Below are 11,529 nucleotides of genomic sequence, written 5' to 3' on the forward strand. Positions count from 1 at the left end.
ACAAGCAAAACACGATGAATCACGTCCGTGCAGTTGCCGGCCAGCGGCCGGCACTACCGTGCTGCAGCCGCCAGCTCCCGCGCGATCGCACCCAGCCGTTCCACCGCACCGATGAAGCGTGCATCCAGGCTCTGGCAGCACGACAGCCGCAGGCAGTGGCGATAGCGCGCACCACGCGAATAGACCTGGCCGGGCATGAACACGATGTCCTCCTGCAACGCTCGCTCGAACAGCTCGCGCGTGTCCACGCCCGGCAGTTCCAGCCACAGCAGGAATCCGCCCTGTGGTTCGGTGGCGCGGGTGCCTGCCGGGAAATGCTCGGCTACCAGCTGGCGCAGCCGTCCCACCTGTTCGCGGTACAGGCGGCGCATGCGATGCAGATGGTGCTCGTAGCTGCCTGCTTCCAGATACGCGGCCACCGCATCGCCGAGCAGCTGCGGCTCACCACCGGTGGACTGGAACTTCAGCAGCGCGATGCGCTCTGCGAAGCGGCCGCCATCCAGCCAGCCGATGCGGTAATCCGGCGCCAGTGTCTTTGAGAAGCCACCGACCACCATCACCCAGCCATCGCGATCGAAGGCTTTCAGCAAGGGTGCCGGCGGCTCGCAGAACTGCAGCTCGGCGTACACCGCATCCTCGATCAGGGGCAGCTGCCGTGCGTTGACCAGCTCGGCCAGGCGTTGTTTGGCGGCGGTCGGCATGGAGCAGCCGAGCGGGTTGTGCACGGTCGGCATCACCACCAGTGCGGCCAGCGGCGTGTGCTCCAGCAGCGCATCCAGTGCATCCACATCCAGCCCGTGCTGCGGGTGGGTGGGCAACTCGATTGCCTGCAGGCCGAGGTTGGCCAGCAACGGATACAGGTTGAAGTAGGACGGCGCCTCGATGCCCACTGCGTCACCGGGCTGGGTGACCGCGCGCAACGCCAGCTGCAGGGCCTCCATCGCACCATGGGTCAGCAGGAGTCGCTCGGCGTGGGTGTGCAGGCCCATGCGCGGACTGCGGCGCACGATCTGCGCCAGCAGCCGGGGGGAGCCGTTGGGTCTCGCATAGGTCTCCACCGTCTGCTGGCCGTGGCGCAGCACCTGCGCGGTATGCCGGGCCAGCTGCGCGCCGGGATAGAACTGGCGACCACGTGGGCCGGCGAAGGCCAGGTCGACCACACCCGGGCGGCGCTGCGCTTCCAGTACCCGGGCCATCAGCACCTGCTGCAGCGGCGCGGTGGGCGCGGACGGGGTGTCGCGCAGCGAACGCTCCGGCACCGACAGCCGCGGCGCGACTTCGAAGCCCGCCTTCGGCCGCGGAATCACCAGCCCGGCATCTTCCAGCTGGCGATATGCCGCGATCACCGTGTTGAGGCTGAGCCTGCGCTGCGACGCCATCTGCCGCAGCGAAGGCAGGCGGCTGCCGACCGGAAGGCGGCCGCCGTGGATGGCCTCGGCCAGTTCGTCGGAGAGCCGCTGGTAGCGTGGAGGGATCATCGTGGCCTGGTCATCTGTATCCATCGAACATGCCGCCATCTGGTTCTGTACCCATGATGATGGCGAGCCTAGCATGTCGTCGTCGGCCGGGCCTGATCGGGGCGTGGCCGGCGCATTCCAAGCGCACGGCGGGACCGCCGTGCGTCTTTTTTTGGTGTGTAGAGCCGAGCACCGATCAGCCCCAGGGGAAATGCCGTCAGCGCATCGGCACCAGCACCGCGTCGCGCCGGTACAGCGCCGGAAACTGCTTGGCCAGGGCCGCCAGCTTCGGTGCGTCGTAGTAGCGGATGTAGGCGGCCTGCGGGTAGTTGGTCATGTAGTTCTGGTGGTAGCTCTCGGCCGGGTAGAAGCGCTGGCCGCTGACCAGCTGGGTGACGATCGGCGCGCGGTAGCTGCCGGCCTGGCCGAGCTGGGCGATGTAGGCACGGCTGGCCGCCTGCTGGCGGGCGTCGTCAGTGAAGATCGCCGAACGGTACTGGCTGCCGTGGTCCGGACCCTGGCGGTTGAGCTGGGTCGGGTCGTGCGCGACTGAGAAGAACACCTGCATCAGCTGTCCATAGCTGACCTGGCGCGGGTCGTAGTCAATCTTTACGGCTTCGGCATGGCCGGTCTGGCCACCGCTGACGCGCTCATAGCGCGCATTGGCTGCACTGCCACCGATATAGCCGGACACCGCATTGCTCACGCCCTTGACGTGCTGGAACACGCCCTGCACGCCCCAGAAGCAACCGCCGGCAAACACCACGCTGGCGTGGGTGGCGTCATCGCGGAACGCCGCATCGCCGGTGGGGGCCGGCAGTGCCTGGATCTGCGCGCTGGCTTCGACCGGCGCCGCAGCCGCGCCGTGATCGACCAGCAGCACCCCGGCAATCAATGCCATGGCCACCAGGCCGGCAACACCGGCGGCGATGCTCTGTTCAAAGGAGAGTTTCATCATGTGCTCCCGGTTCAACCGAAGGTGAAGGCATAGGCCTGCACGCCCGCATCGAGGAATTCGATCTCGAAGCGATGCGGACCGACCGTGCCGCGCTGGCGTACCAGCTGGTACAGGCGATGCTCGTCGACCACGCCACTGCCATCGGCGCCGACATCACTACCGGCATCGGCAGCGGGCAGCGCCTTGCCATCCAGCCAGACGCGGAAGCGCACCGGCGTGCCGTCGCGGCTGGGCGCCAGCACCAGGTGCAGGTCACGCGCATGGAACTGGAAGGCAATGCGGCCACCGGCCTGCTGCAGCTGTGCGGCTTCATCGGTGACGGTCCAGCGCCCCGACAGTCCCCACTGGTTCAACGCCAGGGTGGTCGGCAGCGTGTAGTCGAACGCGCTGTTGCTGCGCTGTCCGCCGGGCGAGGCGAACTGCTCGGCGCGGGCGTGGCCCAGATAGGTTTCCGGCGAGCGCAGGTTGCCCATGTCGGCCTGCACGGCCACGCCTTTCAGGTCGGCGGCAGCAGGATCGGCAGGCGGCGGCAGGTTGGCCTGCCCGGCTTCGGTCAGCAGGCGACGGATCATCTGTTCCGAACGCGCGTAGTTGCCTTCGCCGAACTGGTGGCCGCGGATGTTGCCCTGCGCATCGACGAAGTACTGCGCCGGCCAGTAGCGGTTGTTGAACGCGCGCCAGATCGTGTACTGGTTGTCCAGCGCCACCGGGTACTCGACCTTCAGCTGCTGCACCGCCTTCATGACGTTGCGCGGGTCACGCTCGAAGGCGAATTCCGGCGTGTGCACGCCGATCACCACCAGGCCGTGGTCGCGGTAGCGGCGCTCCCATTCGTGCACGAACGGCATCGCGCGCAGGCAGTTGATACAGGAGTAGGTCCAGAAGTCGACCAGTACCACCTTGCCGCGCAGCTGCTGGGCCGCCAGCGGTGGGCTGTTGAGCCAGCCGGTGGCCCCGTCCAGCGCGGGCAGGGTGCCCTCGACCGGCAGCGGTGCATCGCCAGCGGCGTTGGCACCGGCCATCATCATCATCGGTGGTGCCGCCGGCTGCGCGCCGGGTACCGCGTCCAGCAGGCCCTGCTCGATACGCGCGGTGCTGACCGTGGAAAGGCGGGTCAGCAGGCCGGTATCCCAGCCCAGGCCGATCGCCACCACTGCCAGCAAGGCGGCCACGCCCAGCACCTTGCGCAGCACATCGCCGAGGCCAAGCCGCGCCTGCAGCGCACGGAACACCCGGCCGCCCACCCACACCGCCAGTGCCAGCGCGGTGATCGCGCCCAGCGCATACGCCAGCAGCAGGGCACTGGTACCCACGCTGGCACCATGCAGGGCGGCACCGGTCAGCACCAGGCCGAGGATCGGACCGGCGCATGGCGCCCACAGCAGGCCGGTGGCGATGCCGATCAGCAGCGAGGTCCACGCGCCGCCGCGCCCAGCGGCATCCGCGGCATCGGCGCGCGCGCTCAGACGGGCACCCACGCGCTGGAACGGCGCCAGCAGATGGTCGGCCACTCGTGGCCACAGCAGGGCGACCGCGAACAGCGCCATCAGCAGCAGGGCGATCCAGCGCCCGACCTGGTTGGCCTGTGCCACCCATTGGCTGCCCACCGCGGCCAGGCTGGCGACCACGGTGAAGGTGAGTGCCATGCCCAGCAGCAATGGCAGCGTGCTGCGCAGGAACGGACGGTCGGCACGCGCGAACACGAACGGCAGCACCGGCAGGATGCAGGGGCTGAGCAGGGTCAGCGCGCCTCCCAGGTAGGCAAGCAGCAACAGCAGCATCGTCAGGCTCCGGAAACAGGGGAAGAACCGACCGGCACCCGCCAGCCGTCGGCAGTGCCATCCGTGGCGCCGGGAACGAACACCATCGCTGCACCGTTCATGCAGTAGCGCAGCCCGGTCGGGCGTGGGCCATCGTTGAACACATGGCCGAGGTGGCCACCGCAGCGGCGGCAGTGCACCTCCACCCGCAGCATCCCGAAGGTGACGTCGCGGTCTTCGCCGATGGCGTTGTGCAGCGGCGCCCAGAAGCTGGGCCAGCCGGTGCCGCTCTCGAACTTGGTGGACGAGGAAAACAGCGGCAGCGCACAGCCGGCACACGCGAAGGTGCCCTGGCGGTGTTCCTTGTTGAGCGGGCTGCTCCACGGCCGTTCGGTGGCCTGCTGGCGCAGCACCGCGTACTGCGCCGGGGTCAGGCGCTGGCGCCAGTCGGCATCGCTGTGCATGACCTCGAACTGTCGCGACGGGCGCGCTTCGGCGGCGGCGGGGGCGGCGCGGCTGCAGGCCCCCAGGCCGAGCAGGCCGGCGGCGGTGGCAACACCGCCCAGGCCCAGCAGATGGCGGCGGGACAAGGACATGGCGGACTCCGGGAAGGGGGTGACGGGGCCATGCTGCGCCCGCCCGGGTCAACGAATCCTCACGCAGGATTCAATTTTTCGTGAGGTATCGGCGGCCGTCCCGCGCCACAATGCAACCCGCCTCCCCACTAGCCTTGAGCTGACGATGTCGACCAAACGCGTGCTGATTGTTGAAGACGATGCCCACATCGCCGACCTGCTGCGCATGCACCTGGGCGATGAGGGCTACGACGTCGCCCATGCTGCCAGCGGCGATGCCGGCCTGCGCCTGCTCGAGCAGGAAGGTCCCTGGGACGCGCTGGTGCTGGACGTGATGCTGCCCGGCGTGGACGGGCTGCAGGTGTGCCAGCGCGCACGCGCGATGGCGCGGTATGTGCCGATCATCATCATCAGTGCGCGCGGCAGCGAAACCCAGCGCATCGTCGGCCTGGAACTGGGCGCGGACGATTACCTGGCAAAACCCTTCTCGATGCCGGAACTGGTGGCACGCGTGCGCGCGCTGCTGCGCCGCGCCGAGGCGATGGCGCAGAGCGCACGCATCGATGCCGGCGCGATCGAGCTGGGGGGACTGCAGCTGGACCCGGTCGCGCGCACCGCCTCGGTGGATGGCAATCCATTGGAGCTGACCCCGCGCGAGTTCGACCTGCTGTTGTTCTTTGCCCGTCACCCGGACCAGGTGTTCGCGCGCATGGAACTGCTCAACCAGGTCTGGGGCTACCAGCACGATGGCTACGAGCATACGGTCAACACCCATATCAACCGCCTGCGCAGCAAGATCGAGCCCGATCCGGCCAATCCGCGGCGGCTGCTGACGGTGTGGGGCCGTGGCTACAAGCTGGTCGACCCGGCCGGAGCAGCGGCATGATCAAGCCGAACCTGTGGCAGAAGCTGGCAGTGGTGACCGCTGCGCTGATGCTGACGTGCTGCATGGCGCTGCTTGCACTGCAGATGCGTGCCAATACCCGCCACGAGCAGGAGGTGGTACAGCGGTTGTCGCTGGGCCTGGCCGAGCACATCGCCCAGCGCAGCGAGCTGATGGATACCAGCGGCATGCGTGATGCGGCGGTGCGGGCGTTGTTCGGACAGTTGATGGCGGTCAACCCAAGCGTCGAGGTCTACCTGCTGGATGACCAGGGCCGCATCCTCGGCCACGATGCACCCAGTGGGCACCTGGTGCGAAACCGGGTGGACGTGGCGCCGCTGCGCCGCCTGCTGGCCGGTGCGCCGTTGCCGATCCTCGGCGATGACCCGCGCAGCGCGAATGGCCGCAAGGTGTTCAGCGCGGCACCTCTGATCGTGCAGGGCCGGCCGGCGGGCTACGTGTACGTGGTGCTGGTCGGCGAGCACCGGCAGATGCTGGCCGACGATCTTGCCGCCGGCAGCCAGTGGAACACCACGCTGTGGTCGGTGGTGCTGGTCGGTGGCCTCGGCCTGCTGGCCGGGCTGGTGGCGTTCTACTGGGTGACCCGTCCGCTGCGGCGGCTGACCCGACGCATCCAGGCCTTCGACATCGACGCACCCACGCCGTTGCCACCGCCGGAGCCGCTGCGCCCTGGTGAGCGCGACGAGCTGGTGATCCTCGAACACGCGCACGCGCAGATGGCGCAGCGGCTGGGCGAGCAGTGGCAGCAGCTGCGCCAGCAGGACCTGCAGCGCCGCGAACTGGTCGCCAACATCTCACACGACCTGCGCACGCCGCTGTCGTCGCTGCATGGCTACCTGGAAACGCTGGCGTTGAAGGACGCCACGCTGACAGCGGACGAGCGCCGCCGCTATCTCGGTATCGCGCTGGCGCAGAGCGCCAAGGTCGGCCGGCTGGCGCGCGCGCTGTTCGAGCTGGCGCGGCTGGAGCATGGCGAAGTGCGGTTGGAGTGGGAGGTGTTCGCGCTGCCGGAGCTGCTGCAGGACGTGCTGCAGAAGTTCGAACTGGCGGCACAGGCGCGCGGCCAGCAGCTGCACGCAGCGTTCCCCCCCGGCCTGCCGCTGGTGCGCGCCGACCTGGGCCTGGTCGAACGGGTGTTGACCAACCTGCTCGACAACGCGCTGCGCCATGCACCCGACGGTGGACAGATCGAAGTGCGCCTGCGTGCGACTCCCGACAGCGTGGAGGTCAGCGTGGCCGATGACGGCCCAGGGGTCGCGCCGGCGTTGCGCACCCAGCTGTTCCAGGCACCGGCCGCGCTGGGCGCGCGGCGCGGCGAGAACGGCGGATTGGGGCTGTTGATCGTGCAGCGCATCGTGCAGCTGCACGGCCGCCGCATCGAACTGCGCGACAGCGAGCGTGGCGCGCTGTTCGTGTTCGCCTTGCCGCGTGCGGAACCGGCGGCCTAGCAGGCCGCTTCGCATTCGACGATGCCGCCGTTTTCCAGCGGCAGGCGCAGGCGGATGCAGGCACCGCCCAGCGCCGAATCGGTCACTTCGACGTGGCCGCCATGCTTGTCGGCCACCACCTGCACCAGCGCCAGGCCGAGGCCGAAGCCGGGACTGCCCGGGTCCAGCCGGACATAGGGCTGCAGCACCTGGCCGCGTAGTTCGGGTGCGATGCCGGGGCCGTCGTCCTCCACCTGCAGGCATAGCCAGCCGTCATTGACGGTGCTGGCAATACGGATCTGCCGGCGCGCGTAACGCAGTGCATTGCCGAGCAGGTTGCGCAGTGCCAGCTCCAGCATGTGCCGGTTGACGTTGACCAGGCCCACCGGCGACAGCGCCTGCTGCACCGGCATCGGCAGCGGCGCGAACTGGGCGACCACGCCGCGCACCAGCGCCGCCAGCTGCAGGCGCTGGCGGGTCAGCTGATGGCAGCGGCCCAGTGCGGCGTACTCGACGCCTGCATCGGTCAGGTGCTGCAGCCGATCCACATCGGTGCGCAATCCGCCCAGTGCATCGCGCTGCCCATCATCAAGCGCGGTGTCCTCCAGGTCGGCCAGGCCGAAACGCATCCGCGCCAATGGCGTGCGCACTTCGTGCGCCACCGCCTGCGCCAGCACACGCTGGCTTTCCAGCAGCTGCTGCAGCTGCTCGGCCATGTGGTTGAAGGCATTGGCCAGTGGCCGCACCAGCGCGGTGCCCGCACGCGGCGCACGCGTGTCCAACTGGCCATCGCGCATCTGCCTGGCCGCCTGCGCCAGCTGCGAGACGTCGCGCCACAACCGATAGACCATCACGTACATCGGCAATGCCACCGCCACCATCAGGATCAGCAGCAGGATCGCCACGCCGGACACTTCGCTGTCCTGCCAGCCCTCGTCCGGCAGCGCTTCATCCAGCGGCCCCAGCATCACCGCGTAGTCGCTGTCACCGATGCGCTGCAGGCTGCGCATGTGCTCCAGGTCGATCTGCACGCGGCCGTTGTTGAACGGCGGACGTTGGCTGGCCGGCAACGCCTTCACTGCCTCAGCCAGCGGCACCATGCGCAGCGCGTAGGCGAAATCGGCGTCGAGTTCGCGTGCCAGCACCGGCCACTGGTCGCGCGGGGTTTCGGCGAAGCGGTGCTGCAGCAGGGCATGGGTGCCACGCATTTCGGCCTGCAGCCCGGCTTCGGTGCGGTCCTCCAGCAGGGCATCCCAGGCCCACAGGCCCAGCACGATCAGCAACAGGTGGGCAACCAGGAAGCCGATGCCGTAGCGCAGGAAGTGGAAGGCGTGGCCGCGCATCGCCGAGGGCGTGCGCTTCATCCCCATGCCGAGCGGCTGAACAGGTAGCCGCGGCCACGGACGGTCTTGATCCGTTCCGGCTGCTCGGGGTTGTCGCCCAGTTTGCGGCGCAGGCGCGAGATGCGGGCATCGATCGAACGGTCCAGGCCGTCGAAGGCGATGCCACGCAGGCCGCGCAGCAGCGCGTCGCGGTCCAGGATCTGGCCGGCGTTGCTGGCCAGCAGGAACAGCAGGTCGAACTCGGCCGTGGTCAACTCCAGCAGGCTGCCCTGCAGGTGCACGTTGCGGGTGGACGGGTCGATGTTCAGCTCGCCGAAGCGCAGGCTGCCGTCACGCGGTTCGACCCGGCGGTGGCGGCGCAGGTGGGCGCGCAGCCGCGCCAGCAGCACCCGCGGTTCGATCGGTTTGCCGATGTAGTCGTCGGCCCCCAGCTCCAGCCCCAGAACCTGGTCGATGTTGTCGGTGCGGGCGGTCAGCACGCAGATGATGCCGTCATAGAGGGGCCGGATCTGCCGACACACTTCGAAACCATCCTGGTCGGGCAGGCCGACATCGAGCAGCACCAGGGCTGGTTTCTCGGCCAGGATGCGGGCCACTGCGCGCTCGCCGCTGCGCTCGTGGGCCACCTGGTAGCCATGCCGTTGCAGGTAGTCGCTGACCATCGTTCCCAGGCGGGCATCGTCTTCGACCAGTACGATATCCAGCATTTCCAAGGCCTCCGTAGGCGCAAACGTACCGCCACGGCACGAGCGCGGCGATGCTATCCCAGCCATCGGGCCGCCCGGGTCCCGGGGGCGGGCGCCATTCAGCCGGGGTTGCTGGCGCAGGGGCCGGGTCTCAGTCCCGACAACAACTTGGCGTTCAGCATAGCCTGCCGCTGTTACAAAACGTTACCTTCGTGATACGGCGGGTGACGATCGCTGACAGCAAAGCGACTGACGCGACGGGGCCTGCGGCCGAGCATGGAGTCTTCTCCGCTCCGCGTGCCGTCCCCATGTCGCCCGCCGCCCCCTGCCTGCTGAACCCGTCCCGCCGCCGCCAGTGCGGAGGCTCCCGATGAGCGGCGTGGTCGGGGCCTGGCTGCCGCCCGCCGAGGACGAGCAGCTGCTGCAGCAGCTGGCGCCAATGCTGCGGGCGCTGCAGCAGCGTGGGCGTGGCCGCATCGGTTACTGGACCGACGCCGAGGCCGGCCTCGCGCTGGGCCACTGCCGGGCGCCGGCCGACACGCCGTTGCAGCCGCTGAGCTCGGACTGCGGTCGCTACGTGCTGTGCCTGGACGGCCGCCTGTACAACCGCGCTGACCTGCAGGCGCAGTTGCGCGATCTGCCACGCAGCTGCAGCGATGCACGGCTGCTGCTGCAGGCGATCGTCGAATGGGGCGTGCAGCGGGCGCTGGCGCGTATCGAGGGCGCGTTCGGTTTCAGTGTCTGGGACCGCGAGTCGCGCGTGCTGTGGCTGGCCCGTGATCCGGTGGGCGAGCGGCCGCTGTATTACGGCTGGTGCCAGGGCCGGTTCCTGTTCGCCTCGGAGTTGAAGGCGCTGCAGGCTTTCGCCGGGTTCGCCCCGAGCATCGACCAGGATGCGCTGAGCCTGCTGCTGCGCCACGACTATGTGCCGGCGCCGCACACCATCTACCGCGGCATCCACAAGCTGGTGGCGGGCGCGATGCTGCGCATCGATCTCAGCGACCATGCCGCGGGTTGCTCCAGCCAGGCCGCGCAGGGGGGCGCGCGTTACTGGTGCGCACGCGAAGCAATGCAGCGTGCACTGCAGGAGCCGGTGCAACCGGCGCCGAGCCTGGAACAGGCCACCGATCAGCTTGAGGCGGTACTTCAGAAAGCCATCGCTTCACGCATGCACTCGCCGCTGGCCTGTGGCGCGTTCCTGTCCGGTGGCACCGACTCCTCGCTGGTGACGGCGATGATGCAGGCCCAATCCAACCTGCCGATCGAAGCATGGACGGTCGGCTTCGACGATCCGGGACATGACGAGAGCGACTGGGCGTCGCAGGTCGCGCGCCATCTGGGTGTGCAGCATCACCTGCACCGCATGGACGCGCGCCAGGGCCTGGATCTGCTGCAGCGCCTGCCGCAGGTCTGGTGCGAACCGTTCGCCGACGCGTCGCAGCTGCCGACGCTGCTGGCCAGTGAACTGCTGGGGGCACGCAAGCCGGTGGCGCTGACCGGTGACGGTGGCGATGAACTGTTCTTCGGCCACCCCAGCTATGGCCGCGCGCTGCGCAATGCGCGCCTGTGCGGTGGCTTGCCGGACTGGGTACGCGACCTGGCGCGGCGCAGCGGCAACCGCATGAACGCCGAGCGTGGTCGCTTGGGTGGCTGGCGTGCATTGGTGGCCGAGGTTGCTGCCAACGATGTGGAAGGCCACTACCTGCAGCGGGTGACCCGCTGGCGGCAGCCGGCGCAGGTGGTGCTGGGCGCGCGTGAACCGGTGACGATCTTCCAGCAGCAGGACACGGCGCTGCCGGCCGAAGCGCGCATCCAGCTGCTGGATTTCCGCATGGACCTGGCCGAGGGCATTCTCGCCAAGGTTGACCGCGCGGGCATGGCGGCGGGCGTTGAAACCCGTGCGCCGCTGCTGGACATGGAGGTGGTGCGACTGGCCTGGCGCCTGCCGCAGCACCTGAAGTACCACGATGGCGAACACAAACTGATTCTGAAGCACCTGTTGGCACGCTACCTGCCCGAGCCGCTGGTGTACCGTCCCAAGCGCGGCTTTGGCCCGCCGATGGCGCGCTGGCTGGCCGGTCCATTGCGCGATTGGGCGGAGGCGCTGCTGGACCCGCAGCTGCTGCGCAACCAGGGCTGTTTCGATGCGGCGCGCGTGCGCGGCATCTGGGAAGCGTTCCTGCGCGGCGAGCGCAAGTGGCACACGCACCTGTGGAACGTGCTGATGTTCCAGGCGTGGCACCAGCACTGGCACGGTGGTCGCGGGCGCTGAGGTTCCTTTGCGGTGTGTTCTGCGTGGCGTGTGGCGGATTCGTTCTGCGTGGCGCAGGGCGGAGGCCCTTGCGTACGAATGTCCTCCGGCGCCGGCCGTTGGCCGTCACCTCCTCCTTTACTTCGTACGCAAAGGCCTCCGCACCGG

Annotated in this window: 9 protein-coding genes; 3 read left to right on the top strand and 6 right to left on the bottom strand. The window is 69.0% G+C overall.

Going from position 1 to position 11,529, the window contains the following annotated elements; genetic code table 11:
- Positions 1 to 53: 53 nt before the first annotated feature.
- From A7X97_RS18455 to msrB, 4 genes are all read right to left on the bottom strand, one after another.
- Entirely contained in the window at positions 54 to 1,502 is a 1,449-nt protein-coding gene (locus tag A7X97_RS18455) for an aminotransferase-like domain-containing protein (protein ID WP_111008270.1), read from the bottom strand.
- 172 nt (positions 1,503 to 1,674) lie between these two features.
- The gene (gene msrA / locus A7X97_RS18460) at positions 1,675 to 2,412 is read right to left on the bottom strand and encodes a peptide-methionine (S)-S-oxide reductase MsrA (RefSeq protein WP_111008275.1); all 738 of its coding nucleotides are present in this window, start codon (positions 2,410 to 2,412) and stop codon (positions 1,675 to 1,677) included.
- A 14-nt stretch (positions 2,413 to 2,426) separates the two neighbouring features.
- Positions 2,427 to 4,196 (bottom strand): cytochrome c biogenesis protein DipZ, encoded by a 1,770-nt coding sequence (locus A7X97_RS18465; protein WP_111008271.1) that lies wholly within the window; start codon positions 4,194 to 4,196, stop codon positions 2,427 to 2,429.
- A gap of 2 nt (positions 4,197 to 4,198) precedes the next feature.
- Positions 4,199 to 4,771: a peptide-methionine (R)-S-oxide reductase MsrB gene (gene msrB, locus A7X97_RS18470; RefSeq protein WP_005415145.1), complete on the bottom strand. Its 573-nt coding sequence runs from the start codon at positions 4,769 to 4,771 to the stop codon at positions 4,199 to 4,201.
- Positions 4,772 to 4,916: 145 nt separating this feature from the next.
- On the opposite strand from msrB, the gene A7X97_RS18475 reads away from it, so the two are divergent.
- Both A7X97_RS18475 and A7X97_RS18480 read left to right on the top strand, forming a co-directional pair.
- A complete protein-coding gene (locus tag A7X97_RS18475; RefSeq protein WP_005415146.1) occupies positions 4,917 to 5,636 on the top strand; it encodes a response regulator transcription factor in 720 nt (239 codons plus the stop codon).
- Positions 5,633 to 7,102, top strand: a complete 1,470-nt coding sequence (locus A7X97_RS18480) for a sensor histidine kinase (RefSeq protein WP_111008272.1) — start codon at positions 5,633 to 5,635, stop codon at positions 7,100 to 7,102. Before A7X97_RS18475 ends, A7X97_RS18480 begins: the two co-directional genes overlap by 4 nt.
- Here A7X97_RS18480 and A7X97_RS18485 read toward each other — a convergent pair.
- Both A7X97_RS18485 and A7X97_RS18490 read right to left on the bottom strand, forming a co-directional pair.
- Positions 7,099 to 8,445: an ATP-binding protein gene (locus A7X97_RS18485; RefSeq protein ID WP_111008273.1), complete on the bottom strand. Its 1,347-nt coding sequence runs from the start codon at positions 8,443 to 8,445 to the stop codon at positions 7,099 to 7,101. The genes A7X97_RS18480 and A7X97_RS18485 overlap by 4 nt on opposite strands.
- A complete protein-coding gene (locus A7X97_RS18490) occupies positions 8,442 to 9,131 on the bottom strand; it encodes a winged helix-turn-helix domain-containing protein (protein WP_069139418.1) in 690 nt (229 codons plus the stop codon). The genes A7X97_RS18485 and A7X97_RS18490 overlap by 4 nt, the downstream gene beginning before the upstream one ends.
- A 349-nt stretch (positions 9,132 to 9,480) precedes the next feature.
- Between A7X97_RS18490 and asnB the strand changes: the two genes are divergently transcribed.
- The gene (gene asnB / locus A7X97_RS18495) at positions 9,481 to 11,382 is read left to right on the top strand and encodes an asparagine synthase (glutamine-hydrolyzing) (protein ID WP_111008274.1); all 1,902 of its coding nucleotides are present in this window, start codon (positions 9,481 to 9,483) and stop codon (positions 11,380 to 11,382) included.
- Positions 11,383 to 11,529 lie beyond the last annotated feature (147 nt).

The organism is Stenotrophomonas sepilia (genome assembly GCF_003244875.1).
Taxonomy (GTDB): Bacteria; Pseudomonadota; Gammaproteobacteria; order Xanthomonadales; family Xanthomonadaceae; genus Stenotrophomonas; species Stenotrophomonas sepilia.

Coding starts and splice junctions, on each gene's coding strand:
- A7X97_RS18480 (WP_111008272.1), top strand. CDS start 5,633: ATGATCAAGCCGAACCTGTGGCAGAAGCTGGCAGTGGTGACCGCTGCG.
- A7X97_RS18485 (WP_111008273.1), bottom strand. CDS start 8,445: ATGAAGCGCACGCCCTCGGCGATGCGCGGCCACGCCTTCCACTTCCTG.
- A7X97_RS18465 (WP_111008271.1), bottom strand. CDS start 4,196: ATGCTGCTGTTGCTGCTTGCCTACCTGGGAGGCGCGCTGACCCTGCTC.
- msrA (WP_111008275.1), bottom strand. CDS start 2,412: ATGAAACTCTCCTTTGAACAGAGCATCGCCGCCGGTGTTGCCGGCCTG.
- asnB (WP_111008274.1), top strand. CDS start 9,481: ATGAGCGGCGTGGTCGGGGCCTGGCTGCCGCCCGCCGAGGACGAGCAG.
- A7X97_RS18455 (WP_111008270.1), bottom strand. CDS start 1,502: ATGGATACAGATGACCAGGCCACGATGATCCCTCCACGCTACCAGCGG.
- msrB (WP_005415145.1), bottom strand. CDS start 4,771: ATGTCCTTGTCCCGCCGCCATCTGCTGGGCCTGGGCGGTGTTGCCACC.
- A7X97_RS18475 (WP_005415146.1), top strand. CDS start 4,917: ATGTCGACCAAACGCGTGCTGATTGTTGAAGACGATGCCCACATCGCC.
- A7X97_RS18490 (WP_069139418.1), bottom strand. CDS start 9,131: ATGCTGGATATCGTACTGGTCGAAGACGATGCCCGCCTGGGAACGATG.